The 26,466-nt window shown below is 70.0% G+C and carries 25 protein-coding genes; 1 reads left to right on the top strand and 24 read right to left on the bottom strand.

All coding sequences use genetic code 11. The features are described 5' to 3' along the window. Window positions 1–351: 351 nt before the first annotated feature. From AB5J50_RS35670 to proS, 18 genes are all read right to left on the bottom strand, one after another. The gene (locus tag AB5J50_RS35670; protein ID WP_369265602.1) at window positions 352–909 is read right to left on the bottom strand and encodes a TetR/AcrR family transcriptional regulator; all 558 of its coding nucleotides are present in this window, start codon (window positions 907–909) and stop codon (window positions 352–354) included. 143 nt (window positions 910–1,052) lie between these two features. Next, window positions 1,053–1,895 carry an RNA polymerase sigma factor WhiG gene (whiG, locus tag AB5J50_RS35665; RefSeq protein ID WP_369262599.1) on the bottom strand — a complete coding sequence of 281 codons (843 nt, stop codon included), beginning with the start codon at window positions 1,893–1,895 and terminating at the stop codon, window positions 1,053–1,055. A gap of 272 nt (window positions 1,896–2,167) precedes the next feature. Then, window positions 2,168–3,316, bottom strand: a complete 1,149-nt coding sequence (gene dprA / locus AB5J50_RS35660; protein ID WP_369262597.1) for a DNA-processing protein DprA — start codon at window positions 3,314–3,316, stop codon at window positions 2,168–2,170. Then, a complete protein-coding gene (locus AB5J50_RS35655; protein ID WP_369262595.1) occupies window positions 3,313–4,938 on the bottom strand; it encodes a YifB family Mg chelatase-like AAA ATPase in 1,626 nt (541 codons plus the stop codon). Before AB5J50_RS35655 ends, dprA begins: the two co-directional genes overlap by 4 nt. After that, window positions 4,938–5,309: a YraN family protein gene (locus AB5J50_RS35650; protein WP_369262594.1), complete on the bottom strand. Its 372-nt coding sequence runs from the start codon at window positions 5,307–5,309 to the stop codon at window positions 4,938–4,940. Before AB5J50_RS35650 ends, AB5J50_RS35655 begins: the two co-directional genes overlap by 1 nt. Before the next feature lie 117 nt (window positions 5,310–5,426). After that, on the bottom strand, window positions 5,427–5,735 hold the full coding sequence (locus tag AB5J50_RS35645; protein WP_003965949.1) for a DUF2469 domain-containing protein: 309 nt from the start codon (window positions 5,733–5,735) through the stop codon (window positions 5,427–5,429). 55 nt (window positions 5,736–5,790) lie between these two features. Continuing rightward, a complete protein-coding gene (locus AB5J50_RS35640) occupies window positions 5,791–6,312 on the bottom strand; it encodes an NUDIX hydrolase (protein WP_327432035.1) in 522 nt (173 codons plus the stop codon). Continuing rightward, complete coding sequence (lepB, locus tag AB5J50_RS35635; RefSeq protein WP_369262592.1) at window positions 6,302–7,078, bottom strand: signal peptidase I; 777 nt, start codon at window positions 7,076–7,078, stop codon at window positions 6,302–6,304. Before lepB (AB5J50_RS35635) ends, AB5J50_RS35640 begins: the two co-directional genes overlap by 11 nt. 192 nt (window positions 7,079–7,270) lie before the next feature. Then, window positions 7,271–8,200 carry a signal peptidase I gene (gene lepB / locus AB5J50_RS35630; protein ID WP_369262590.1) on the bottom strand — a complete coding sequence of 310 codons (930 nt, stop codon included), beginning with the start codon at window positions 8,198–8,200 and terminating at the stop codon, window positions 7,271–7,273. Then, the gene (lepB, locus tag AB5J50_RS35625) at window positions 8,085–9,176 is read right to left on the bottom strand and encodes a signal peptidase I (protein WP_369262588.1); all 1,092 of its coding nucleotides are present in this window, start codon (window positions 9,174–9,176) and stop codon (window positions 8,085–8,087) included. The genes lepB (AB5J50_RS35630) and lepB (AB5J50_RS35625) overlap by 116 nt, the downstream gene beginning before the upstream one ends. Continuing rightward, a complete protein-coding gene (gene lepB / locus AB5J50_RS35620; protein WP_369262586.1) occupies window positions 9,169–9,885 on the bottom strand; it encodes a signal peptidase I in 717 nt (238 codons plus the stop codon). The genes lepB (AB5J50_RS35625) and lepB (AB5J50_RS35620) overlap by 8 nt, the downstream gene beginning before the upstream one ends. A 45-nt stretch (window positions 9,886–9,930) precedes the next feature. Then, complete coding sequence (gene rplS / locus AB5J50_RS35615; RefSeq protein WP_116509364.1) at window positions 9,931–10,281, bottom strand: 50S ribosomal protein L19; 351 nt, start codon at window positions 10,279–10,281, stop codon at window positions 9,931–9,933. A gap of 132 nt (window positions 10,282–10,413) precedes the next feature. After that, window positions 10,414–11,247 (bottom strand): tRNA (guanosine(37)-N1)-methyltransferase TrmD, encoded by an 834-nt coding sequence (trmD, locus tag AB5J50_RS35610; protein WP_369262584.1) that lies wholly within the window; start codon window positions 11,245–11,247, stop codon window positions 10,414–10,416. After that, window positions 11,247–11,804, bottom strand: coding sequence for a ribosome maturation factor RimM (gene rimM / locus AB5J50_RS35605; protein WP_327432029.1), 558 nt, complete (start codon window positions 11,802–11,804; stop codon window positions 11,247–11,249). Before rimM ends, trmD begins: the two co-directional genes overlap by 1 nt. Before the next feature lie 148 nt (window positions 11,805–11,952). Beyond that, on the bottom strand, window positions 11,953–12,192 hold the full coding sequence (locus AB5J50_RS35600; protein ID WP_005479813.1) for an RNA-binding protein: 240 nt from the start codon (window positions 12,190–12,192) through the stop codon (window positions 11,953–11,955). A gap of 2 nt (window positions 12,193–12,194) precedes the next feature. After that, window positions 12,195–12,614 (bottom strand): 30S ribosomal protein S16, encoded by a 420-nt coding sequence (rpsP, locus tag AB5J50_RS35595; RefSeq protein WP_369262582.1) that lies wholly within the window; start codon window positions 12,612–12,614, stop codon window positions 12,195–12,197. Window positions 12,615–12,899: 285 nt separating this feature from the next. Next, window positions 12,900–13,496, bottom strand: coding sequence for a hypothetical protein (locus AB5J50_RS35590; protein ID WP_327432027.1), 597 nt, complete (start codon window positions 13,494–13,496; stop codon window positions 12,900–12,902). 250 nt (window positions 13,497–13,746) lie between these two features. After that, window positions 13,747–15,162: a proline--tRNA ligase gene (proS, locus tag AB5J50_RS35585; RefSeq protein WP_369262580.1), complete on the bottom strand. Its 1,416-nt coding sequence runs from the start codon at window positions 15,160–15,162 to the stop codon at window positions 13,747–13,749. A 199-nt stretch (window positions 15,163–15,361) separates the two neighbouring features. Here proS and AB5J50_RS35580 point away from each other — a divergent pair, with 199 nt between their 5' ends. Then, a complete protein-coding gene (locus AB5J50_RS35580) occupies window positions 15,362–16,219 on the top strand; it encodes a cyclopropane-fatty-acyl-phospholipid synthase family protein (RefSeq protein ID WP_369262579.1) in 858 nt (285 codons plus the stop codon). Window positions 16,220–16,361: 142 nt separating this feature from the next. On the opposite strand, the gene ftsH is transcribed toward AB5J50_RS35580, so the two are convergent. The 6 genes from ftsH to AB5J50_RS35550 all read right to left on the bottom strand — a co-directional run bounded on the left by ftsH (window position 16,362) and on the right by AB5J50_RS35550 (window position 26,172). Then, window positions 16,362–18,287 carry an ATP-dependent zinc metalloprotease FtsH gene (ftsH, locus tag AB5J50_RS35575; RefSeq protein WP_369262577.1) on the bottom strand — a complete coding sequence of 642 codons (1,926 nt, stop codon included), beginning with the start codon at window positions 18,285–18,287 and terminating at the stop codon, window positions 16,362–16,364. Window positions 18,288–18,426: 139 nt separating this feature from the next. After that, window positions 18,427–19,977 (bottom strand): signal recognition particle protein, encoded by a 1,551-nt coding sequence (ffh, locus tag AB5J50_RS35570; RefSeq protein ID WP_369262575.1) that lies wholly within the window; start codon window positions 19,975–19,977, stop codon window positions 18,427–18,429. Between the two features lie 201 nt (window positions 19,978–20,178). Further along, on the bottom strand, window positions 20,179–22,635 hold the full coding sequence (locus tag AB5J50_RS35565) for a [protein-PII] uridylyltransferase (RefSeq protein ID WP_369262573.1): 2,457 nt from the start codon (window positions 22,633–22,635) through the stop codon (window positions 20,179–20,181). Between the two features lie 40 nt (window positions 22,636–22,675). Further along, window positions 22,676–23,014: a P-II family nitrogen regulator gene (locus AB5J50_RS35560; RefSeq protein WP_054235369.1), complete on the bottom strand. Its 339-nt coding sequence runs from the start codon at window positions 23,012–23,014 to the stop codon at window positions 22,676–22,678. Beyond that, complete coding sequence (locus tag AB5J50_RS35555; protein ID WP_327432021.1) at window positions 23,011–24,351, bottom strand: ammonium transporter; 1,341 nt, start codon at window positions 24,349–24,351, stop codon at window positions 23,011–23,013. The genes AB5J50_RS35560 and AB5J50_RS35555 overlap by 4 nt, the downstream gene beginning before the upstream one ends. A gap of 336 nt (window positions 24,352–24,687) precedes the next feature. Then, the gene (locus AB5J50_RS35550; protein WP_369262571.1) at window positions 24,688–26,172 is read right to left on the bottom strand and encodes a hypothetical protein; all 1,485 of its coding nucleotides are present in this window, start codon (window positions 26,170–26,172) and stop codon (window positions 24,688–24,690) included. Between the last annotated feature and the right edge of the window lie 294 nt (window positions 26,173–26,466).

Below are 26,466 nucleotides of genomic sequence, written 5' to 3'. Positions count from 1 at the left end.
CTGGCGGCGGGCATGCGCGCCGCGCAGCTGCGGCATGCGCGACCGCGTTACTGCTGGCAGCCGCGCCCGCACAACCCTGGGCAGCCACGCCCGCACAACTGTGCGCAACCGTGCCCGCACAACCCTAGGCAGGCGTGCCCGCACAACTGTGCGCAGCCGCGCCCGCACAACCCTGGGCAGCCGCGCTCGCACAACTGTGGGCAATCGTGCCGCTGGGGCGGCGCCCGTCCCAAAGTGAGCGGCACCCCGTACAGCGCCGGGCCGCGCGACCCACCCCGAGCTCAGCCCCGACGCCGGGTGCCCAACAGGACCGAGCTCAGCCCAGGCACCGGGTGCCCGGCAAACCCGGGCTCAGCCCCGAACGCCCCGCAGAGCCATGGCAACAGCCGCTTCGGTAATCGCCGAAGGATCCTCGGCCGCCCCCAGCTCAATGCGCCGCACGGCCGCATCCACCACGCCCTGGAGAAGCATCGCGGCCAGCCGCGGCTCGGCGTGCCCCATCTCCCCCAGCGCCTCGACGATCATCGCCACGAGCCCGCCGTGGGCGGCACGGATCTTCTCCCGGGCCCCGGCGTCCAGCTCGCTCGCCGAGATGGCGACCACGGCGCGGTGCCGCCGGTCCCCGACCAGCGTCAGCTGCTGCCGGACATAGGCCTCGACCTTGTCCTCCGGAGAGGAGGACCGCTCCATCGCCGCGGAGACCTCCGCCGCCCAGACGGGAAAGTCGACCTCGCACAGCTCCTGGACGACAGCCGCCCGCGACCGGAAGTACTCGTACACGGAAGAGCGCGCGAGCCCCGTGCGCTCAGCGAGAGCCGGGAAGGTCAGCGCCTCCGTCCCGCCCTCGGACAGCAGGGACCGCGCCGCGTCCAGCAGGGCGGCTCGCTGCATCGACCGGTGCTCGGCCACGGAGGCCGCTCGAATCCTTGGCACGTCAACCACTGTACGGACGGACCGCCCCTGACGGCAGCCTCTCCCCCCACCCGACCGAGGGAAGCCGCGCCGGAACACCCGCTCGGCAGGGACGATTCAGCGACGCGCCACCGCCGGGCTCAGCGGCCGAAACTCGCCAGTTTGGCGCGCAGCTGGAGCACCGACTTGGTGTGGATCTGACTCACCCGGCTCTCGGTCACCCCCAGCACATTGCCGATCTCCGCGAGCGTGAGCCCTTCGTAGTAGTAGAGCGTGACCACGGTCTTCTCCCGGTCGGGCAGCGTGTTGATCGCCCGCGCCAGGAACCTCCGCAGCTCCCGGTCCTCGGCGACCTCGACCGGATTGTCGGCCGCGGTGTCCTCCAGCGTGTCCATCAGACTCAGCCGGCCACCGCCCTCGCCGCCGACATGCAGCAACTCCTCCAGAGCCACCACGTTCGCCAGCGACAACTGACTGAACACCGCGTGGAGTTCCTCCACCCCGATGCCCATCTCGGAGGCCACCTCGCCCTCCGACGGGGTCCGTCGCAGCCGCGCCTCCAGCGTCGCGTACGCCCGCTCCACATTGCGCGCCTTCTGCCGCACCGACCGCGGGATCCAGTCCAGCGCCCGCAGTTCGTCGATCATCGCGCCCCGGATCCGGGTGATCGCGTACGTCTCGAACTTGATCTCCCGCTCGATGTCGAACTTCTCGATCGCGTCGATCAGCCCGAACACCCCCGACGACACGAAGTCCGCCTGCTCGACATTGGCCGGCAGACCCACACTCACCCGCCCCGCGACGTACTTCACCAACGGCGAATAGTGCAGGATCAACTGCTCCCGCAGCCGCTCGTCACCCGTCGTCTTGTACGACCGCCACAGCTCGTCGAGCGTCGAGGGAGCGGGCGGGCGCACGCTGCCGCCGTCGCGGGCGGCTGGCGGGATCGCCGCCCGGTCGGACCCGGAGGTGTGCTGGGGCATTCGTCGCCTTGTGCCGTTCTGCCGTGAACTGGGGGTACCTGGGTGACCTGTCGGTCTGATGCCGAGATTGCCGGTCTGAGCCGGAATCCTCGTGAGCGTAGCGTGACTGGAGAGTCGCAGTGCGCGAAGAACGGGGGATCACCCTCACACAGAGGCGTTCCCCCCGGCGTCTCCCCGCGTCAGGGCGGTCGCGCTGCGTGACCGCCGAGCGGCGCCAACTGCGGGAATTCCCAAGGGTGTCGGCGTTCGCCCGGACGGCCGAACACGCTCGGTCAGCGCCGTCCCTGATCATCGCGGACGGAGATCATCGCCTGGCGTGTCAACTTCCAGCCATCGCCGTGTCGTTCGACGAAACCAAGTGCTCGGAGTTCGTACAGTCTCCCGACCGCGTCGTCCTCGGTGGTGCCCGCGCCCCGGGCGATCTCCTGCGCCCCCGCCAGGCCGCGTGCCGGCAGGGAGGCCAGCACCCGCCCGGCACCCGGGTCCAGCAGGTCTCGCGGCAGCACAGGCCCGCGCCGGTCGGGGGCGAGCTCGCCCATGTCTCCCACGAGTTCGGCGACATCCGCCGCATCGGAGACCAGGACCGCCTCCCCTCGCAGCAGTTCGTGCACCCCCGCCGACAGCCCACTCGTGGCGGGGCCCGGCACCCCCATCGTGAACCGCCCGAGCCGCTCCGCCGCCCGAGCCGTGACCAGCGCACCACTGCGATACGCCGCCTCGACGACCACGGTCCCCCGGGTGAGCGCCGCGATGACTCTGTTTCTGAGGATGAATCTGCTTGGCGTCGGATGGTCACCGGGTGGCAACTCCCCCACCACCAGCCCCTGCTGCGCGATCCTGGTGATCAGCTGGGTGTGTCCGCGCGGGTAGGGCCGGTCGACGCCGCAGGCCAGCACGGCGACGGTGGCGCCGCCCGCGCCGAGGGCGCCCCGGTGCGCGGCACCGTCCACGCCGTACGCACCGCCCGACACCACCACCCAGCCCCGCTCCGCGAGCCCCGCGCCGAGGGTGGCCGCCATATGGGCGCCGTATTCGGTGCAGGCCCGCGCCCCGACGACGGCGACGGACTGCAGCGCCCATATCCGCAGACTGGGGTGCCCCCGCAGCCACAGCCCGGTGGGCCGGGCGTCCCCCAGATCGTCGAGCTGCGCGGGCCACTCCGGCTCACCGGGGCAGATGAAGCGCACCCCGGCGTCCCGCGCCCTGGCGAGGTCGCGCTCGGGGTCGGCCCGCTCGGCCCGGGCCTGTAACCCCGCCCATCGCTTGTCCGTCACCCCTCGCGGTTGCTCGCCGTCCCCGACCAGCCGCCGGACCGCCTCCGCGGCCCCGACCTCGCGGAGCCAGCGCCCGCAGACCTCGTCCCCCGGTTCGACGACGCGGGTGAGAAAGGCCCGGTGCAGCCGCTCGTCGTCCTGGCTCACGACAGTGCGCCGATCGCCATCGGCACCCCGCGCGGGACCCCGGTGCGCAGTTGCAGTGCGAGGGCGACGTCCGTCGCATCCGGCCGGTCGTGCCCGACGAGGTCGGCGACGGTCCAGGCGACACGCAATACGCGGTCGAGGCCGCGGGCGGTCAGGACGCCTCGCTCCAGATTCCGCTCCGCCTCGTCCATCGCGCCCGCCGACGCGTACCACCGGCTGCGCAGCTCCCGCCCCGGCACTTCGCTGTTCGTCCGCCAAGGGGTGCCCGTGAGACGGGCGGTGGCCCGCTCTCTGGCGGCCCACACCCGGGCGGCGACCGTCTCGGTGGTCTCGCCGCGCGCGCCGCGCTCGGTCAACTGGGAGCGCGTGACCCGGTCCACTTCGACCCTCAGGTCGACCCGGTCGAGCAGCGGCCCGGAGAGCCGGGCCTGATAGCGGCGGATCGCAGAAGGCGGGCACTCACAGAAATCGTCCCTGAGCGAGAAGCGTCCGCACGGGCACGGATTCGCGGCGAGCACCATCAGGAACCTCGCCGGAAACCGCACGACCCCCGCGCTGCGCGCGATCACCACATGCCCTGCTTCCAGGGGCTGGCGCAACGCGTCCAGGGCTTGGCTGCTGAACTCCGGTGTCTCGTCCAAGAAGAGCACCCCACGGTGGGCGAGCGACACCGCTCCCGGTCGTGCGATGCCCTGGCCGCCTCCGACGAGCGCCTGCATGGTCGCCGAGTGGTGCGGGGCGCAGTACGGAGCGGTGTCCACCAGAGGTTTTCCCGGCGGCAGCAGGCCCGCGACCGAGTGGACGGCGGTGACCTCCAGGGATTCGCCCCTGCTGAGCCGCGGCAGGATGGCCGGCAGCCGCTCGGCGAGCATCGTCTTGCCCGCTCCCGGCGGCCCTTCCAGGAACAAGTGGTGCCCGCCCGCCGCGGCGACCTCCACGGCGGTCCGTGCCGAGTGCTGACCGACGACGTCGGCGAGGTCATGCCCCTGGTCGTGCTGCGCGGCGCCCATGCCGTGCATGCCGGTGGCCGCGCCCGTGCCGGGCATGCGCAGGCCCGCCATCAGCGGATCCGGGCGGCCCTGCTCGTCCGGCTCCTCCTCGGGTACCGGCTCGTCGGTGAGCACCGCGATCAGCTGGCGCAGACTGCGGACCCCCAGCACAGAGACCCCCGGCACCAGCGAGGCCTCGGCCGCCGCGCACTCGGGCACCACCACCTGCTCGTATCCCGCGTCCGCCGCGGCCAGCACCGCGGGCAGCACGCCGCGCACCGGCCGTACCCGTCCATCGAGTCCGAGCTCCCCGATCATCACGATGTCGGAGAGCACCCGCGGATCGATCCGCTCCGAAGCACCGAGCACGGCACAGGCGACAGCAAGATCGAATCCGCTGCCGCCCTTCGGCACCGACGCCGGACTCAGCCCCACCGTGAGCTTCTTCTGGGGCCACGTCGCGCCGGAGTTCACCACCGCCGCCCGAACCCGGTCCTTGCTCTCCGTCAGGCTCTTGTCGGGGAGACCGACCAGGGTGAAGGCCGCGACGCCGGGCTCAAGGTCGGCCTGGACCTCGACCACCACGCCCTCGACGCCGACCAGGGCCACCGAGCACGTACGCGCGAATCCCATCAGGCCACCCCCCGCGCGTGCTCGACCACGGGCGCGCCGCGGTCGGGGAGGAGGACGCCGATCAGGTCGATGCGGACGCCGCCGGGTGGTGCCCCGCCGTGTTCCTGGACCCAGCGTTCGGCCAGGCCTCGCAGCCGCTGGGCCTTGACCGGCGTGACGGCCGCCATCGGGTGCTCGAAGGCGCCCGCCTTGCGGGTCTTGACCTCGCAGACGACCAGCGCATCGCCGTCGCGGGCCACGATGTCGATCTCTCCGGTCCTGCCGCTGCGCCAGTTACGCGCCAGGACCGTCATCCCGGTTTCGGTCAGCCGCCGCGCGGCCAGATCCTCGCCGTACCTGCCGAGCGCACTGCGTGCCTTGGATGTACTCATGTCGGCACCACCTCCGGCGCCAACACTGAGGCCACTTCGATCTGCTATTGGATCTTGGTGGACAAGCGAGTGATTGTGGAAAACTCCGTCACCCACACGAGCAATCGCCGCACGTCATCAGCCGCCCGGCAGCTCCAGATCGCTCTTGTTCAGCTCCTCGATATTCACGTCCTTGAACGTGAGTACCCGTACCTGCTTGACGAAGCGAGCGGGCCGGTACATGTCCCACACCCAGGCGTCCGCCATGGACACCTCGAAAAACACCTCGCCCTGGACCGAGTGCACCTGCATCTCGTAGTCATTGGTGAGGTAGAAGCGCCGTTCGGTCTCGATCACATATTTGAACAGACCGACGACATCGCGGTACTCCCGATAGAGCTTCAGCTCCATCTCGGTCTCGTACTTCTCGAGGTCCTCGGCGCTCATGGCATGTTCCCCTTCAGCCGTGCGTCCCCCTATTGTGCGCCAGCCCCGCGAGCCCCTAGACGATTTCCGTGTCGAGGATCTCGGGTGTGGCCGGGGGACCTTCGTCGAGCACCCTGCGCAGCAGCTCGGCGAGTCTGGTCGGATACACCGTCTCATGTGCCTCGGTCAGTTCCTGGCACGTCCACCAGCGCGCTCCGGCGACACTGCGCCGTTCAAGGTCCGTCAGCCCCGCGGCCACCGTGGCCGTCTGGGTCGTACGGGCCAGGTAGTACCACTCGTCCTGGTCCCAGCGGCGCCCGGCGAACGGGAAGGAACACACACGCCGCCACAGCACCGGGCCCAGCTCGACCTCGGTGATTCCGGTCTCCTCCGTGAGCTCCCGCAACGCGGCCTGCTCCCGGGTCTCGTCGCCCTCCAGGCCTCCGCCGGGCGTGAACCACCAGTCGTCGGCGGGATCGTCCGGCTCGTGCCCGTGGAGCAGCAGAATGCGTTCTTCGGGGTCGAGCAGCACCACTCGGGCGACCTTCCGCAGCCCGCCCCGGTACTCGTCCTGCTCATCCGGCACCTCAGCGGGCACCGGCAGGCTCCGTCCGCGACCGGCCGCGCCGGCCCACGAGCCCCGCGATGGGACCGTACGCCGCGCCGCCCAGGACGAGCACCGCACCGGCGATCACCGCGCCGGCCATCAGGCGCAGCGGACCGGGCTGGGAGAGGCTGCCCAGCGTCTCCCAGCCGGTCGGCCGCTTCAGCATGCCGTTCATGGGCCAGACGACGGCGTCGACCCTGGCGCTCACCGCATTGCGCGACACCGTGCCGCTGGCCGCGTCCGTGAGGTGGGCGCTGGAGTCCAGCGAGCCCTGACGTTCGTCACCGAGCAGGAACAGACGTCCCTCGGGAACCTTCACGGTCGGGATGTTCGTGATCTCGGCCAGGCTGCCCTTGGGCAGATACGGTTCGTCGATCTGCTTGCCGTTGACGGTCAGCTTGCCGTTGGTGCAGCAGGACACCGTGTCGCCGCCGACGGCGACCACCCGCTTGACCACGGCCGCGTTGGTGACCCAGGTCTTGTCGCGGAAGACGACGACGTCGCCGCGCCGTACCTCGCTGCCGTCGATGCGCTGCGCCAGCACCCGGTCGCCCGCGTCGATCGTCGGCGTCATCGAACTGGTGGGCACGGTGTAGGGCCGGTAGACCACGGCCCCCCAGGCGAACCCTCCGATGAACAGCACAATGCCCAGCGCGACGGCCAGCCCGGACAGCCTCTGTCCGATCCGCCCGCCCGCCGGGCCCTTGCTCGCGCCACCGCTGCGCGGGGCCGTACGTGTAGTGCTCTCGCCACCCATGGGTCCGCACCTTACCCGGGGGTACGGTGCGCGGTCAGCCCACGGTTTGATCACGGACACCGTCGGCCACCGGCACCGGAACGCACCCGGCCCACCGGCGCCCCCCGACGCCACCGGGCACCCCGTACGACCGAGGGGCCGGCCGCCCGGACGAATCCGAGCCGACCGGCCCCAAGGGGACGCTTCAGCGCGCTACTTGGACGCCTTCCGCTTCCGGCGTACCAGCACCAGCGGTACCGCGCCCACGAGCGCCACGGACGCCGGCGAGGTGACCGCGGCCGCCACCTGGTCGCTCAGGCCGTACTGGCCGAAGGTGTCCGGGACCGGGAGGGTGCCCCAGCGGTTGATGGGCCAGGCCTTCACGATGGCGCGCCCGACGACCTCGCTCACGGGGACCATGCCGTTGTGCTTGTCCGTCTGGTTGTAGCGCGAGTCCCGCGAGTTCTGACGGTGGTCGCCCATCACCCAGATCATGCCCTCGGGCACCTTGACCTTGAACTGGCCGCCGTCTTCGTCAACGCTGCACGGGGTGTTCCCCGGGTACACGTACGGCTCGTTCAACGCCTTGCCGTTGACGGTCAGCGGGCCGGTGCCCTTGCACTGGATGGTGTCGCCGCCGACGCCGATGACCCGCTTGATGAGGTCCTTCTCCTCGGCGGACGGCATCAGGCCGATCCAGCTGAGCACCGTCTGCAGGGCGTTCGGGTTGGCCGTGGGCTCGCCCCGAAGCCAGCCGTCGGGGTCGTGGAAGACGACCACCTCGCCGCGCTCCGGCTCGGAGCCGAACCACGGGGTCAGCTTGTCGACCAGGACACGGTCGCCCTGCTGGAGGGTGTTCTGCATCGAGTCCGAGGGGATCGAGAACGCCTGCACCAGGAAGGTCTTGATCAGCAGCGCGAGCACCAGGGCGATGCCGATCAGGATCGGCAGCTCCTTCCAGAAGGAGCGCTGCTTCTTCTTCGGGTCCTGCTCGGCGCGCTCGGTCGTAGCGCTGCCGTCCGCGGCCTCACTCCCGGAGCCTGAGGCGCCTTCTACGGCCGGGGCAGCCGCATCGTCGGGCCGCTCCGGCTGCCCTTCGGGACCATCGTGTCCGGACCGTGCGCCGACCGCCACATCCCCCACATCCACTCCTCACTCCGTGCCGCCGCCTGCGCCGTATTCGGCGCAGGCCCACCACTCCCATAACGAGCGGGAGTTCCGCAGGAGTCGGGAGCGGGATCAATCCATCTGGATCCGCAGAGGCCACCCTATGCGACGCGCCGAGAGCGGACGTCGACCCTGCGGGCGCGTCGGCGACGGTCGTGTAAGTGCCCGGTTCCTTCAGGCGGATCCAGTGACCGACGGGCCAGGCGATGACCATGGCCCGGCCGACGACGGACTTCTCGGAGACGGTGCCGCTGAACTTGTCGGTGCGGTGGTAGCGGGAGTCGGCGGAGTTGCCCCGGTGGTCACCCAGCACGAACAGACGGCCCTCGGGCACCTTCACCTCGAAGGCGAAGTCCGACGGCTTGTCACCGGCGTAAATGTAGGGCTCGGTCAGCGGCGTGCCGTTGACGGTCACCCGGCCCTGTGTGTCGCAGCACTTGACCGTGTCACCGCCGACGCCGACGACCCGCTTGATGAGGTCCTTCTCGTTGTCGGACGGCAGCAGGCCGATGAAGGTCAGCCCTTCCTTGACCTGCTTGACGACGACGGGATCGCTCTTCTTCTTGGTCTCCTCGGCGGTGAGCCAGCCCCCGGGATCCTTGAAGACGACGACGTCACCGCGCTGTGGCTTGGAGCCGAACCAGGGCGTGAGCTTGTCGACCAGGACGCGGTCACCGATCTGGATCGTGTTCTCCATCGAGCCCGACGGGATCACAAAGGCCTGGACGAGGAAGGTCTTGAGGACCAGGGCTATCAGTACGGCGACGCCGACGAGGAGCGGTATCTCCTTGACCGCCGAGCGCCGCCTGCGCCGCTTGATCTTGCGGGCGAGCTTGCGCCGCTCGACGCGGCTGGGCCGGGCCGCGCCCCCGGAGGCGCGCCGGGTGCCGGTGGGCAGCAGGTTGTCGGCGGCACTGCTGGAGACCCCGCGCGGTTTGCCACGGTTACCCATGGACACCGTCCGCGGCGGGCACGCGCGCGTAGGCGTCGGGACGCGTCAGCCGGGTCCAGTGGCCGGCGGGCCAGGCGATCCAGTCGGCTCTGCCGATGACGTCGGAGACGGGGATCATGCCGCCGCCGGGCGAACCCAGGTGGTCGCGGGAGTCGCTGGAGTCGCCGCGGTGGTCACCGAGGACGAAGAGGGTGCCGTCGGGCACAACGACGTCGAAGGGCACGTCGGACGGGTTGTCCCCCGGATACAGAAACGTCGACTCGTCGACCGACCTGCCGTTCACTTCGAGCCTCCCCTCCTTGTCGCAGCAGACCACGTGGTCTCCCCCTACACCGACGACGCGCTTGATGTAGTCGGCGTTCCCGAAATAGCCAGTGCCGTCGAACACAACGACATCGCCCCGCTGCGGCTCAGCATCAAAACGGTACGCCAACTTATTTACGAGAACGCGGTCCCCGATCCTCAATCCCGACTCCATGGAGCCGCTGGGAATTTGGAACGGCTGCATCACGAACCTGCTGACGAGCAGCAGAAAAACCAGGCAGACCAGGACGGTCAGGGTGATCCGCCCGCCCGGGAGCCAGTCGGCGGCCCTGTCGACCAACGCAAAACGCGACCGACCCTCCTGCCCCTCTGTGTCCGAGATCTCCTCGGATTCGGAAGGGCGGGAGGAGCGGTCGCGCTCCACGGGCTGTGCTTCGGTGTCCATCGGGGCCAGATGTTATCCGGCCCCGCTTTGAACGACCGCGCGAGCTCAGTTGTCGCGCTTCTCCTTGATCTTCGCGGCCTTGCCGCGCAGGTCACGCAGGTAGTACAGCTTCGCGCGACGCACGTCACCGCGGGTGACGAGCTCGATCTTCTCGACGATCGGGGTGTGCACCGGGAAGGTGCGCTCGACGCCGACCGAGAAGGAGACCTTGCGGACCGTGAAGGTCTCGCGGACACCGGCGCCCTGGCGACGGATGACTACGCCCTTGAACTGCTGCACACGGGAGCGGTTGCCCTCGATGACGCGGACGTGGACGTTGACGGTGTCACCCGGGCGGAAGGCCGGGATGTCGCTGCGCAGCGACGCGTTGTCGACGGAGTCGAGCAGGTGAGACATTTCGTCTGCTTTCTTCGCTGATGCCACAGGTCATCAACGGGAGATAGTTTTCCAAGAGGGTGCTGTCGTGTCGGGGCGGGCGTCGTGTCCCCCTGTGGCAGGGGCGCGCGCCGGACGACATACAACAGCGGCTTATTCTTCCACGGCCTCTGGCCTGCGCCAAAATCGACCATGGGGCGCCCCCTCCGGATCCGGGGCCCAGCCCAGGATCGAGAGCATCTCGCGGTCCTTCTTGTCGAAGGCCGAGGGCTCGCAGCGCTCGATGAGGTCGGGCCGGTTCGCCGTCGTACGGCGCAGGGCCTCGTCGCGGCGCCAGCGGGCGATCTTCCCGTGGTGGCCGCTGAGCAGTACGTCGGGGATCCCGCGGCCGCGCCACGCCGGGGGCTTGGTGTAGACGGGCCCCTCCAGGAGGTTGGCCATGGCCCCGGGGGCGAACGAGTCGTCCCTGTGGGACTCGGCGTTGCCGAGGACACCCGGCAGCAGCCGCGCCACGGCCTCCGTGACGACGAGCACGGCGGCCTCACCACCGGCGAGTACGTAGTCGCCGATGGACACCTCGTAGACCGGCATCCGGGTGGCGTACTCGTCGATGACGCGGCGGTCGATGCCCTCGTAGCGCGCCGGCGTGAAGACCAGCCAGGGGCGCTCGGAGAGCTCGACGGCGAGTTCCTGGGTGAAGGGGCGCCCGCTGGGCGTGGGGACCACCAGGACGGGCCCGTGGGAGCCCGTCTCGTAGCCGTCGGCCAGGAGGGAGTCCAGGGCGTCACCCCAGGGGTCGGTCTTCATGACCATGCCGGGGCCGCCGCCGTACGGGGTGTCGTCGACCGTGTTGTGGCGGTCGTACGTCCACTCCCGAAGATCATGCACGTGCACATTCAGCTGTCCACGCGCGCGTGCCTTGCCGACCAGCGAGACGTTCAGGGGTTCCAGGTACTCGGGGAAGATCGTGACGACGTCGAGCCGCATCAGACGTCGTCTCCGGAGGCGTCGTCCTCGGACGAATCGATCTCGGCTCGATCGTCGATCAGCCCCGGCGGCGGGTCGATGACCGCCCGCTGCTCCGCCAGGTCGATCTCGGTGACGATCTCCTCCACGAAGGGGATCAGCACCTCGGTCCCGTCCGGCCGCTCGACCACGAAGAGGTCCTGCGAGGGCAGATGCGAGATCTCGGTGATCCGCCCGACCTCGGTGCCGTCGACCGTGACGACGTCCAGGTCCATCAGCTGGTGGTCGTAGTACTCGTCCGGGTCCTCGGGCTTCTCGTCCGGGTCGACCTCGGCGATCAGCAGGGTGTTGCGCAGGGCCTCGGCGGCGTTGCGGTCACGTACGCCTTCGAAGCGCAGCAGCAGACGGCCGCTGTGCACGCGGCCGGTCTCGATGGTCAGCGGACCGATGGAGGCGGGGTCGGTGGCCAGGACGGCGCCGGGCCCGAGCCTGAGTTCCGGCTCGTCGGTGCGTACCTCGACGGTGACCTCGCCCTTGATGCCGTGGGCGCGGCCGACGCGAGCGACTACCAGCTGCACTGTGCTTGATCTCCTGTCGTGTGCCTACGACTTTGGTTCGTGGACGACTACGGGCCTTTGTAGTGGACGACTACGGCCTTCGTAGACGACTACGGGCCGGGGACGGCTCGTAAGCCCTCCCCGGCCCGAGCCGGTGCTGCCTGTTACGTCAGCGGACGTGGTCCACGTCGACGAGGTCGACGCGGACACCGCGGCCGCCGATGGCGCCCACGACGGTGCGCAGAGCGCGCGCGGTGCGGCCGTTGCGGCCGATCACCTTGCCGAGGTCGTCGGGGTGAACCCGGACCTCGAGAACGCGCCCGCGGCGCAGGTCGCGCGAGGCCACCTGCACATCGTCGGGGTTGTCGACGATGCCCTTCACGAGGTGCTCGAGAGCCTCCTCGAGCATGCTCAGGCCTCGGTCGACTCGGACTCGGCGGCAGCCTCGTCCTTCTTCTCAGCCTTCTTCTTCTGGGTGATGGCCTCACCCTTGCCCGCGTCGTCGCCACCAAGGGCGTCGAACAGCGGGCGCGCGGCCTTCGGCTCGGCCACGAGCAGCGGAGCCGGGGCGGGCAGGCCCTTGAACTTCTGCCAGTCGCCGGTCAGCTTCAGGATCGCGAGAACGGGCTCGGTCGGCTGCGCGCCGACACCCAGCCAGTACTGCGCGCGGTCCGAGTCGACCTCGATGCGCGAGGGGTTCTGTACCGGGTGGTACAGGCCGATCTCCTCGATGGCCCGGCCGTCACGGCGGGTACGGGAGTCGGCGACGACGATGCGGTAGTGAGGCGAACGGATCTTGCCCAGACGCTTCAGCTTGATCTTGACTGCCACGGAAGTGGTGTCTCCTGGTCTTGACGTGGTTGGGCACGGCGAGATGGCCGCGTGGGGTTGCGGTACCCGAGTGCCCGATGGACGCGTCAGCCGGAGGAGAGAGGGGTCCTATGCGGCTGTCGAGTACAGCTAGCCATTGTGCCACATCCTGGCGGGTCGCCTTCACCCGGCAGAGCGCGCCTGCCCATGCCTCATGAGCACCCGGCGCCGGCCCCCGGGCGTCCGTCGCGCCGCCCGGCGCTCACAAGGTGCCGCTGAGTACGGCTGCCACGAGCAGCCGTACTCTCAGCTCGCGCCCGCGCCGACGACCTCGGGGATCCGGAACGGCTTTCCGCACCCCCCGCACACGATCGGCGCCTGCGCCAGGACCGACGGGACGACGCGGACATTGCGCCCACAGTCGCAGACGGCCTTGACGCGGACGCCTCCTCCGGAGGAGCCGTGGCGCGCGGCCGGGCCGCGGAAGGAGCGGGCGGTGTCGGCGGCGGTGGCGGCCGAGTGGGCCTTCAACGCGCGCTGCAGCCGCTCGATGGTCGGGCGATAGCGCCGTTTCGCCTCAGGGTTGAGCGTGACCAGGGAGAAGCCACTGCTGGGATGCGGTTCTTCGGGGTGGTCGAGGCCCAGCTCCTCGGCGATCGCGAGGAATCTGCGGTTGTGATAGCGGCCGGCGCGCGAGGTGTCGCGGACTCCGCGGGCGGCGGCGATGCCGTGGACTGCCTCATGAAGCAGTCGCTCGAAAGAGAGTTCGTGCCCGCAGGCGGACGACGACTCTCCGATCAGGGACTCTGGCGCGGCAAGATCGGGCAGTTCGGGGTGGTGCCGCTGAATGTCGGCCCACGCCCCTGCCAGCTCTGCGGCGAGAACAGGTGGTGTCGTGCTCACGTAATGACAACGAGCCGGGGTGCCTCTGTGTTCCTATTCCGGGGCATCCCAAATAATTTGCACGTACCCGTCAGTTGCCGCTGATGCGTCCTGACGAGGGCGGGTGCGCTGATCTGCGGAGAAGCCTCACAGCTCATACCAAGGCGGTACGTAGGCACACGTACGCCCCGGCGCGTAGACGATGTCCGCGCACCGGGGCACCTGTGGTCATCAGATGCGCAAGAGGCGTTTCGGCCGCCCTGAGGGCTACTCAGTAAGCGCGCGCGACGACGGCGACGTTACCGGGTGCGTCGTCGGCGTCGGGTACCGACCCGTCCTCGGCGACCAGACACCGTACGGTCACGGAGTGCTCGGCCAGCTTGGCCTCGCCCTCTTCGCCGAGGTCGGCCCAGGGAAGGCGCGCCCAGCCGCCGGCGGTGGCCGCCTCGACGGCCTCGTCGATCGTCGACACGTCCGACGTACGGGACTCGCGGCGCTCACGCGACTGCTTCAGGAGCAGCGCCTGGTCCTCTTCGAGGACAGTGGGAAGCAGTCCGGCCAGAGCGTCGATGGCGACGGGCTCCTTGCCTCCGGGGATGCGCCGGGCGAGCATCGCGGTGCCGTTCTCCAGGTCACGGGGGCCGACCTCGATGCGCACGGGTACTCCCTTGAGCTCCCAGTCGACGGCGCGGCGCCCGAAGGGGGTGTCCGTGCGGTCGTCCACCTGGACGCGTACGCCCGCCGCCTTCAGTTGATCGCCGATTTCGCGGACCTTGGCCAGAACCGCATCGTCGCCCTTGATCGCGAGGACCACGGCCTGCACGGGGGCGAGCCGGGGTGGCACCCGCAACCCATTGTCATCGCCGTGCGACATGATCAGGCCACCCACCATGCGGGTCGACGTCCCCCAGGAGGTCTGCCAGACGAGCTCCTGCTTGCCGTCCTTGGACAGGTACTGGGTGTGGAAGGCCTTGGCGAAGTTCTGCCCGAGCTCGTGGCTGGTGCCCATCTGGAGGGCCTTGCCGTCGCCCATCATGCCTTCGAGCGTGAGGGTGTTGATGGCGCCGGCGAACCGCTCGCTCGGGGTCTTGCGGCCGAGCACCACGTCGATGCCGAGGACGTTCACCATGAAGTCCTCGTACACCTCCTTATGGATGTACGCGGCGTAGTCCCGGGCGTCCTCGTACGTGGCGTGGGCGGTGTGGCCCTCCTGCCAGAGGAATTCAGTCGTACGGAGGAACACGCGCGGGCGCATCTCCCAACGGACCACGTTCGCCCACTGGTTGATCAGCAGCGGCAGATCGCGGTAGCTCTGCACCCACTTGGAGAAGGAGGCGTTGATGATCATCTCGGAGGTGGGGCGGACGACGACCGGCTCCTCCAGCTCCTTGCCGCCGCCGTGCGTAACGACCGCGAGCTCGGGGGCGAAGCCCTCGACGTGCTCGGCCTCCTTCGCCAGATACGACTGCGGGATGAAGAGCGGGAAGTACGCGTTCTGGGCGCCGGCCTCCTTGATGCGGGCGTCCATCTCCTGCTGCATCCGCTCCCACAGCCCGTACCCGTACGGCCTGATGACCATGGTGCCGCGCACCGGCCCATTGTCGGCCAGCTCGGCCTTGTTGATCAGGTCCTGGTACCAGCGCGGGAAATCGTCAGCCTGGGGCGTGAGAACGGGTGCCTTTGCCATGCGGCGATCGTACGGGCCCACGTTGCCGGAATGTGAATTTTCGCGGCGCGCACAGGGAGCGCACAAGCAGGGCGCCGCAACCCCTGGACGCCACGTCGAGCGCGGAGTTTCCTGACATACGGGGGGAGTGCGCACGCACTGCACGGGGGCCAGGGAAACGGGGCACAGCGGCAACTCTCGGCGGATTGGGGCGCTTTCGATGACACCTACGCTCGTGCGGCAGCAGCTACCTCACTCGGGGGCGGCGCCCCGGGTGGATCAGTCTGCACGCGCGCGTGACTGGGCCGAGATCCAGGAGCGGATGCTGGTACCGCTCTACGAGGCCGTCTACGAGCGACTCGAAGTGGGCGGCGGGATGCGGCTGCTCGGCCTCGACTGTGGGTCGGGGCTCGCCCTCCTGATGGCGGCCGCACGGGGTGCGGCGGTCACTGGTGTCGACTCCTCCGCGCCCGAGCGGCTGGCCCTCGCGCGGGAACGGCTGCTGCCGGCGGCGTGGGGCACGCGTGCGCGTGCGGACGCCCGGCTCGTGGACGGGTCCCCCGCGGATGTGGTCGTCGCGGGGGCGCCGGCGTACAGCCTGGTGACCGCGTTCGAGCCGATCGGCTGTGTGGCCCGGGACTCGGACCGGCTCGCGGAACTCCTTGACGCGGCTGCTCCGCTGGCCGAGCGGGGCGCGCCTGTCGTGCTGGTCGGGTGGGGGCCGCCCGAACGTTGCGCCACGTCCGCCGTGTTGCGGGTCGCCACCAAGTTGGCGGATCCGCTGCGGGGGGCGGGGAGTTGGCGGGCCGCCCGCCGTGACGACCTCGAGGAGGTCGCCCACCGGGCCGGGCTCCGCCCTGACGGGTCGGGGCGGGTCGCTTGTCCGTTCGGGTACGCCGATGTCGACAGTGCGGTGCGAGGCTTGTTGTCGACGGGCTTCTTCGACCCGGCGGTCGACGCCACGGACGAGGCCCAGGTCGACAAGGAGCTACGGGAGGCGCTCCATCCCCATCTGCGGCGGGACGGGACCGTATGGATGCCCAACATCTTCCGATACCTGATCGCCCGCACCAGCTGAGCCACGGGTAGCTCGCCCCCGCCGCCCCTACCCGTCCCATCCCTGGGGGCTGCGCAGTCTTTTAGGGGCGCGGGGAACTGCGCGACCAGCCCCCACCCACCCGCACCCGACACACAACCCCACGGGGTCGAAGGAACGCTCTCTACGCCGACCGTTTGACGCCCGCGATCCGGTACGCGTCCGCTTCGTCCAGCGTCTCGTTCGCCAGGAGCGCCTCCGCCAGGGCGTCCAGTTGCCCCCGATGGTCGCGGAGCTTCTCGCAGGCCTCCTCGTAGCACTCGTCGACGATGCGCCGCATCTCGTGGTCGATCGAGTCGAGCGTCGCCGGAGCGGCGGAAAGCCCGTAGGCCTGCTGCGCATCGCTGGGCAGAGCCGAAAGCCGGCCGACGCGTTCGCTCATGCCCCAGCGGGCGACCATGCCGCGCACAATGTTGGTGACCTGTTCCAGGTCGTTCTCGGAACCGGTCGTGACGACCGCGTAGACGACGTGCTCGGCGGCCATGCCTCCCAGGGCGCCGATGATGCGCCCGCGAAGGTACTCCTCCGTGTACGCGTACCGGTCCGCGTCCGGAGTGGAGAGCGTGACGCCGAGGGCACGCCCGCGCGGCACGATGGTGATCTTGCGGACCGGGTCGGCGCCCGGCTGCAGCATGCCGAGGAGGGCGTGACCGCTCTCGTGGTAGGCCGTGCGGCGGCGTTCGTCCTCGGGCATGACCAGGGAGCGTTCGGCGCCGAGCTGCACCTTTTCCAGCGCCTCGGAGAGGTCCGTCTGCGTCACCTGCTCCTGCTTGCGCTTGACGGCGAGGAGGGCGGCCTCGTTGGCGAGGTTGGCGAGTTCCGCACCGGTCATGCCCGGAGTCGTACGGGCCACCTGCGCGAGGTCCACTCCGGAGGACAGCGGAATTTCGCGGGTGTGGATCTCCAGGATCGCCTCGCGGCCGCCTCGGTCGGGCGGCGAGACACTGACGACGCGGTCGAAGCGGCCGGGGCGGGTGAGCGCGGGGTCCAGGACGTCGGCCCGGTTGGTCGCCGCGATGACGATCACGCCCTCCGAGCCCGAGAAGCCGTCCATCTCGGTCAGGATCTGGTTCAGCGTCTGCTCGCGCTCGTCGTGGCCGCCCATGCCGGCGCCGCCGCCCCTGGCCCGCCCGATCGTGTCGATCTCGTCGATGAAGATGATCGAGGGGGCCACCTTGCGGGCCTCGGCGAAGAGCTCACGGACCCGGGACGCGCCGACACCCACGATCATCTCGATGAACTCGGAGGCGGAGGCCGAGAAGAACGGCACGCCCGCCTCGCCCGCGACCGCCCGCGCGAGCAGCGTCTTTCCCGTGCCGGGCGGGCCCGACAGGAGCACGCCGCGCGGCATCTTCGCACCCATCCTGCGGTAGGCGTCCGGGTTCTTGAGGAAGTCCACGACGTCGTTCAGTTCGCCCGCGACCTCGTCGATCCCGGCCACGTCCGCGAAGGTCGTGCGCTTGCCGCCTGGCACCAGTTCGACCGGCTTCGGCGGCGCCTTGCGGCCGAGCATGCCGCCCGCGCCGCCGAGCCCCGTACGCATCCGCCGGGCGATGAAGACCCACAGGACGACCAGCAGAAGCATCGGGGCGAGCGAGAGCAGCACGTTGTAGAGGGTGCTGCGCTGCTGGACCACAGGTGAGGCAGTCACCGTGACGTTGTGCTTGTCCAGGTTCTCCCAGAGGTTGTCGTCCGCGAAGGACGGACGCTGGGTCTTGAACTTGGTGTACTTCCCTTCGCCCCCCGGGTTCTCCTGGGCGGTCTTGAGCTGGCCCTGGATCGCGTCACCCTTGGAGTAGATCTTGGTGACGTTGCCGTCGTCGACCTGCCTGCTGAACTCCGTGTACGAGATCGTCGGCTCGTTGCCCTCGTTGAAGAAGGACAGCACCAGGTTCGCGACGAGGAACACGATCAGGGCGGCGACAGCCAGACTCCACCAGCCGCCGGGCATCCTCCGCCTGCCGGAAGGCGGCGGTGTCGGCTCGGGCGGAGTGCCCTCGGTACGCCACGGCTGGTCCGGGTCCTTGCGTGGCGGCGCAGGGTTGCTCATATTTGGACGTTACGACACGAAACGCACACCAGCACCCGCAGGGAACGCGTTGGGGGCGCCCCTCCGGCGAGGGGCGCCCCCAACGACGTACGACGCCATCAGTGACGTACGCGAGCACGGTCCTGTGCGAGAAAAACCGTCAGCCCATGAACTTCTTGAACTCGTCCGGCAGCTCGAAGTCCTGACCGCCCTGCTGCGGCAGGCCGAAGGCGTTGCCGCCCTGGGCGCCGGCCTCGCGTCGCTGGGCCTCTTCGATCTCCTGCTGCTTGCGCTTCATCGGGTTGCCGGAGCGCTGCTTGCCCTTGGCCTGCTTGGTCTTCTTCTTGGTGCGGCCGGGGCCGCCTCCCATGCCCGGCATCCCGGGCATCCCCGGCATTCCGCCGCCCTGGGCCATGCGGGACATCATCTTGCGAGCCTCGAAGAAGCGCTCGACCAGGCCCTTGACGGCGCTGACCTCGACGCCGGAGCCCTTGGCGATACGGGCGCGGCGCGAGCCGTTGATGATCGTCGCGTCCTGGCGCTCGGCCGGGGTCATCGACTTGATGATCGCGGCCGTACGGTCGACGTCACGCTCGTCGAGGTTGTTGATCTGGTCCTTGATCTGACCCATGCCCGGGAGCATGCCGAGCAGCTTGCTGATGCTGCCCATCTTCCGGACCTGCTCCATCTGGGCCAGGAAGTCGTCCAGGGTGAAGTCCTGGCCCTTCTTGGACGCCAGCTTGGAGGCCATCTTCTCGGCCTCTTCTTGGCTGAACGTCTTCTCCGCCTGCTCGATCAGGGTGAGCAGGTCACCCATGTCGAGGATGCGGGAGGCCATCCGGTCCGGGTGGAAGGCGTCGAAGTCGTCGAGCTTCTCGCCGTTCGACGCGAACATGATCGGCTTGCCGGTGACCGAGGCGATCGACAGGGCCGCACCACCACGGGCGTCACCGTCGAGCTTGGAGAGCACCACGCCGTCGAAGCCGACGCCGTCGCGGAAGGCCTCGGCGGTGTTGACCGCGTCCTGGCCGATCATCGCGTCGACGACGAAGAGGATCTCGTCCGGGGAGATGACGTCGCGGATGTCCGCGGCCTGCTGCATCATCTCCTGGTCGATGCCCAGGCGGCCCGCGGTGTCCACGATCACGATGTCGTGGACCTTGGTCTTCGCGAACTCCATGGAGTCCTTGGCGACCTTGACCGGGTCGCCGACGCCGTTGCCCGGCTCGGGGGCGTAGACGGCCACGCCGGCGCGCTCGGCGACGACGCTGAGCTGGTTCACGGCGTTCGGGCGCTGGAGGTCCGCGGCGACCAGCAGCGGCGAGTGGCCCTGGTCCTTGAGCCACTTGCCGAGCTTTCCGGCGAGCGTGGTCTTACCGGCACCCTGGAGACCCGCGAGCATGATCACGGTGGGCGGGTTCTTGGCGAACCTGAGGCGGCGGGTCTCGCCGCCGAGGATCGTGACGAGCTCCTCGTTCACGATCTTCAGGACCTGCTGGGCCGGGTTCAGCGCCTTGGAGACGTCCGAACCGAGCGCGCGCTCCTTGACGTTCTTGATGAAGGTCCGCACGACCGGCAGGGCCACGTCGGCTTCGAGCAGCGCGATACGGATCTCGCGTGCGGTGGCGTCGATGTCAGCTTCGGACAGCCGGCCCTTGCCCCGCAGGTTCTTGAACGTCGCTGAGAGGCGATCGGAGAGAGTATCGAACACGGCGCTCGTCTGTCCTCAGGGGTCGGGGGCGAAGGGAATCGCCCTCCAGGGTATCTGGCCGCGTGCGGTGGGGTCTCCACCGCGTTCGTACGAGACCGGGAGAAGCCCCGGCAACAGGCCGGGGGCACACGCCGAATCCCGTACGCGGGGCGATTTGGATCCCGTACGCGGGGCGCCCGCAATCTCGTACGCGCCGGGGGCTCACGCCCTCAGCGTCTCCTCCAGCGCACGCGCCACGGAGGCCGCCTCCTCCCCCGGCAGGGGCGCGCCCTTCGTGCCCGTCACGTAGAAGGCGTCCACGGCGTTCGCGCCGAGCGTGGAGACGTGCATGCTGCGCACCCGGACGTTCGCGTCCTCCAGGGCCCGCCCGATGCGGTGCAGCAGACCGGGGGCGTCGTGGGCGCGGACCTCGATGACCGTGGCGTGGCGGGAGGCGGCCGAGGCGACCGTCACACGCGGCGGCGGCGCGATCGTCCCGCGGCGGCGCGGGTAGGCGGCGTCCCGTTCGGCGAGACGGGCCGTGATGTCGAGCGAGCCGTCGAGGGCGCGGACGAGGTCGGCGCGCAGCCGGGCGGCCTGCGGCAGGGAACCGTACTCGGCGGCGACCCGCCAGTTGAGCAGCAGCACCGAGCCCTCGACACCGTCGGGCAGGTCGAGCGCGCGCAGCTCGGCGGTGCGGACGGTCAGCCGGTGCATGGCGAGGACGCCCGCGACCGCGGGGAGCACACCGGGCTGGTCGGGCACGGCGATGAGGAGCTCGACGCCCAGCGGCTCGGGGTCGTCCGACGTGGGGCCGGCGTCGGCGTCGACGGATTCGGTCTGGGCGCGCAGCGCCAGTACGGGTCCGCCGGTCCGGAACGCCTCGATCGCGAGCCGCTCTTGCTCGGCCGTGGGTGCCGCTTCCTCGGGCTCCTCGGGGGCGTCCCCGGCGAGCACGGCCGAGACCCGCTTGACCAGGTCGGCGACGAGGGAGCCGCGCCAGGAGGACCAGGCGGCGGGCCCGGTGGCCAGCGCGTCCGCTTCTGTCAGCGCGTGCAGCAGTTCGAGGGTGCCCTGCGAGCCGACGGCCTCGGCGACCGAGCGGACGGTGGCCGGGTCCTCCAGGTCGCGCCGGGTCGCCGTGTCGATGAGCAGCAGATGGTGGCGTACGAGGGTCGCGAGCACCGCCACGTCCGCGCGGTCGAAGCCGATCCGGGCGGCCACGTCCCGCGCGATGATCTCGCCGGCGACGGAGTGGTCGCCGGGCCAGCCCTTGCCGATGTCGTGCAGCAGGGAGGCGATGAGGAGGAGGTCGGGGCGGCCGACGCGGCGGGCCAGTTCGGAGGCGCGGACGGCCGTCTCGATGAGGTGGCGGTCGACGGTCCAGATGTGCACGGCGTTGCGCTGCGGGCGGCAGCGCACCCGCTCCCAGTCGGGAAGCAGCCGGGTGATCAGGCCCTCGGCCTCCAGCGCCTCCCAGACCTCGATGGTCGGGCGGCCGGAGCCGAGGAGTGTGACGAGCTGCTCGCGCGCCTCGGCGGGCCAGGGCGTGGGCAGGGGGCGCGCGGCCGCGGCCATGCGCCGTACGGCGTGCAGGGACAGGGGGAGCCCCGCCTGTGCCGCCGCGGCTGCGGCCCGGAGGGGGAGTACGTGATCGCGCTCGGGGCGCGCGGCGCGTGCGAGCACCACCTCGCCGTCCATCTCGACCACGCCCTCGGCGAGCGGTGAGCGCTCCGCGGCGGGCTTGGCGCCGCCGCCCAGCATGGCGCGCAGGCGCGGACGCACGGCGCGCGAACGCAGCACGCGCCCCACCTCGCGCCACGTCACATCACTGGCGTACGAAACGACGCGCGCCGCCTCGTACACCTGGCGCAGCAGCGTGTCGGCGTCCAGCAGTCCGAGCTCGGCGGCGACCTGGTCCTGCTCCTGGAGCGCGAGACGGTCGGTGGCGCGTCCGGTGGTGAGATGCAGCGCGTCACGGACGTCCAGAAGACGGCGCCGCGCGTCGGCGAGGCCCTCGCGGGGCGCGTCCGCGAGCCAGGAGGCGGCGACGGCGCGTAGGGCGGTGGCGTCGCGCAACCCGCCACGCGCCTCCTTCAGGTCCGGTTCGAGGAGGTACTGCAACTCGCCTTGGCGCTCGGCGCGCTCGGCGCACAGCTCCTGGAGTTCGGGGAGACGTTTCGGCGCCTGGTTGCGCCAGTCGGCGAGGACGGCCGTACGCAATCCGGCGGTGAGGCCGAGGTCGCCCGCGAGATGCCGGGCGTCCAGCAGGCCGAGCTGCACCTTGAGGTCCTCGCCAGCGGTCTTGCGGGCCTCGGCGGGCGTGCGGACGGAGTGGTCGAGGGCCAGGCCCAGGTCCCAGACGGGGTACCAGATGCGGTCGGCGAGGGCCGCGACCGCGCCGGAGTCGCTGCCGTCGTGCAGGAGCAGCAGGTCGAGGTCGCTGCGCGGGGAGAGTTCACCGCGGCCGTAGCCGCCGACGGCGACGAGGGAGACGCCGCGCAGCCCTTCGGAACCGGCCGTGAACAGGCCGGTCAGCCAGTCGTCGGTCAGTTCGGCGAGGGCAGCACGGCGCGGCGGCCCGGACCGCGCCCCCTCTTGGAGGAGGCGCAGCCGGGCCGCCGCGTAGCCGCTGGGTCCCGAGTCCTCTGCTTCCGTACGCATGTCCGTACTCGTCACCCAGCGACTCCTGTCTTTCTTCTTCTTTGAGCGGGTCCGGTTAGAGCGCGTCCGGGCCGCGCTCGCCGGTCCGGACCCGGACAGCCGTCTCGACCGGGATGGACCACACCTTGCCGTCACCGATCTTGCCGGTGCGGGCCGCCTTCACGACGACGTCGATCAGCTGTTCGGCGTCGTCGTCCTCGGCCAGCACCTCGATGCGGATCTTGGGGACCAGGTCGACCGTGTACTCAGCCCCACGGTAGACCTCGGTGTGTCCCCGCTGCCGACCGTAGCCGCTGGCCTCGGTGACCGTCAGACCGTGCACCCCGAAGGCCTGCAGGGCCTCCTTGATCTCGTCGAGCCGGTGGGGCTTCACGACGGCGGTGATGAGCTTCATGCGTCCACCTTCTTCGTCTCAGCGTCCGCGAGGGCCGGGCCGGCGCTGCGGGCCGCGCCGCCGCCGGCGCCGCTGAAGTCGTATGCGGTCTCGGCGTGCTCCGCCTGGTCGATGCCCGCGATCTCTTCGTCCTCGGTGACCCGCATACCGATCGTCTTGTCGATCAGGAAGGCGAGGATCGCGGAGGCGACGAGGGAGTAGGCAAGGACGGCGAAGACACCGGCGCACTGCTTCCACAGCTGGTCGAACGAGTGGTCGCCGTAGAAGACGCCCGTCGCGGTCGACTGGCCCTTGCCGCTGGCGAAGAAGCCGATGAGCAGGGAGCCGATGACACCGCCGACGAGGTGGACGCCGACGACGTCGAGGGAGTCGTCGTAGCCGAACTTGTACTTCAGGCCGACGGCCATGGCGCACACGACACCGGCGATGACGCCGACCGCGATCGCGCCGAGCGGGGAGACCGCACCACCGGACGGGGTGATGGCGACCAGACCGGCGACCGCGCCGGAGGCGGCACCCAGGGTGGTGAACGCGCCGTGACGGATCTTCTCGTAGGCGAGCCAGGCGAGCATCGCAGCGGCGGTGGCGATCTGCGTGTTGACGAACATCAGCGCGCCGACACCGTCGTCGTTGCCGAGCCACGAGCCGGCGTTGAAGCCGAACCAGCCGAACCACAGCAGACCGCAGCCGAGCATGACCAGCGGGAGGCTGTGCGGGCGCATCGGGTCCTTCTTGAAACCGACGCGCTTGCCGATGACGAGGATCACACCGAGCGCCGCGGCACCCGCGTTGATGTGGACCGCCGTACCACCTGCGAAGTCGATCACGCCGAGGTCGAAGGCCCAGCCGCCGGTGCCCCAGACCCAGTGGGCGACCGGGAAGTAGACGACCGTGGCCCACAGCGCGATGAACAGCGACCACGCCGTGAACTTCACGCGGTCCGCGAGGGCGCCGCTTATCAGGGCCGGCGTGATGATCGCGAACATCAGCTGGAAGACCATGAAGACGAAGACCGGGATGGTGTACCCGGGCCACAGCTCGGTCAGACCGATGTTGCTGAGGCCGACCCAGTCCGACGTCCAGCCGATGATCGAGCCGTGGTCAGTGCCGAAGGCGAGGGAGAAGCCGTACAGCACCCACAGGATGGTGATGATCCCCATGCTGATGAAGCTCATCATCAGCATGTTGAGGGTGCTCTTGACGCGGACCATGCCTCCGTAGAAGAAGGCCAGACCGGGCGTCATGATGAGCACCAGGGCGGAACAGATGAGCATGAACCCTGTGTTGGCGGCAGACAGCTTGGGTGCCTCTGCGGCAAGGGTGATGGCTGGTGCCATCGGCGTCTCCTCGTCGTTGGTACGGCCCCGTGCGGGCGAAGCCTTGAGTGGGCGTGAGGGGTGGGCCGGTTATGCGCCATGAGATTGGCGCAGCGCGGTTTCCGTCGAAGCCCCTCGATGTTTCGCCGCAGTGACGAAGGCGCCTTGCGTGTTACGCGTCCATGAACTGCCTGATACCGGGCCGGGCGATCGTTATCGTGGCGCAACCTTCTTCGAAGGCAATGAAACCGGCCACGGTCGGTCGTCCGATGACCTGGCATGGGGGAGCCGAGTCGGGCAGTTCGGGACGGCGGCCGTGGCCGGGGTACTGGGCGGGGGCCGCTTGCGCGGCCGGGGTCAGACCGCTTCGGCGGTCTCGGGCAGGTCGACCAGCAGCTGGTCGGTGAGGTCGATGACCTCGGCGAGGTCACCGAAGTCGCGGGCCGCCGTGTCGACCGTCTTTCGGATACGAGTGTTCACGCGCTCCGAGCGCACCTTCTTGGCGATCGTCATCGCCTCCTTGGCCAGGACCGCACTCCGCTCGGGCTCGCGCTGCAGGAGGTGCACGGTGGCCATGCCGATGAGGTTGAGTGCGTACGAACGCTGGTGTTCCGTGTCCTTGCCGAAGAGGTCTACGGCCTCCTGCATGAGGGGCTCGGCCATGGAGGCGTATGTGGGGCTCCGGCCGGCGACATAGGCCAGGTCGCGGTAGGAGTGCGAGTTCTCGCCGTACAGCTCGGCCTTCGAGAAGAAGCGGATCCAGTCGGGGTCCGGGTCGTCCCACTCGTGTACGTCGGCGAAGGTGTCCTCGGCCATCCGGACGGCTCGCTTGCACTTTCCGGGCTGGCCCATGTTGGCGTAGGCGCGGGCCTCCATCGCATACAGCATCGACTGGGTGCGCGGGCTCGCGCAGTCACGGCTTCCGTACTGCGCGAGGTGGATGAGTTCCAGGGCGTCGTCGGGGCGCCCGAGGTGGATCATCTGGCGGCTCATGCTGGACAGGACGTACGAGCCGAGCGGCTTGTCGCCCGCTTCCTTGGCGGCGTGCAGGGCGAGCACGAAGTACTTCTGCGCGGTGGGCTGGAGTCCCACGTCGTAGCTCATCCAGCCCGCGAGCTCGGCCAGCTCGGCGGCGACCTTGAAGAGGCGTTTGCTGGTCGCGGCGGGCTGCGGCTCCTGGAGCAGGTCCGTCACCTCGTGCAACTGCCCGACGACCGCCTTGCGGCGCAGACCGCCGCCGCACTGGGCGTCCCACTGCCGGAACATCACCGTGGTGGACTCCAGGAGGTCCAGCTCGGGCTTGGAGAGCCGACCGGCCCGGCGCGCGGCGGCCGGGGACTCGGGCTCCTCATGGGGCGCTGCGGGCGACGGCACGAGCCAGCGCTGCATGGGCTCGATCAGGGACGGGCCCGCGGAGAGGGCCAATGACGTGCCGAGGAAGCCGCGGCGCGCCAGCATCAGGTCGCTGCGCGAGTACTCGCTGATCAGCGCCACGGTCTGCGGGCCCGTCCAGGGCAGGTCGACCCCGGACACGGACGGTGACTGATGGGCGGCGCGCAGGCCGAGGTCCTCGACGGCGACGACACAGCCGAACCGCTCGGAGAACAGCTCGGACAGGATCCGCGGGATCGGCTCGCGCGGGTTCTCCCCGTCCAGCCAGCGGCGCACCCGTGAGGTGTCCGTGGAGATGTGGTTGGCCCCCAACTGGCGCGCCCGGCGGTTCACTTGCCGTGCCAGCTCACCCTTCGACCAGCCGCTGCGCACGAACCACGAGCCGAGCAGCTCATTGGGGCGCTTGTCCGTGCTAGTCGCGGTCGTCCCGCTTCCGCCGTTGCCGCCCACTGGAACGCCCCCATCCCTGAGACCACTTGCACGCTGCGTGCGCCCAAGCCCTATCAGAATGCCGGTAAATACGGCCTCGCGTCCGGCAGTTCTCACCCTTCGAACGGGAAGCCGAGTTGCCCTTGGCATACCCACGAGTGCACACGTCCCCAGGACTCGTGTACTCAAAGTAATCCTACGATCACCCGTCCAGCCATGGCGATTACGGAAACGCCACCATTCGCCACCCCTTCGAATGAACTCCGGGTCGCCTGCGCGCGATTCACTTGACACATGTCGGCCGGGAGTGGGCGG

This window comes from Streptomyces sp. R35 (genome assembly GCF_041053035.1).
Taxonomy (GTDB): domain Bacteria; phylum Actinomycetota; class Actinomycetes; order Streptomycetales; family Streptomycetaceae; genus Streptomyces; species Streptomyces lutosisoli.
This window is presented reverse-complemented; position numbering and strand designations above follow the sequence as displayed.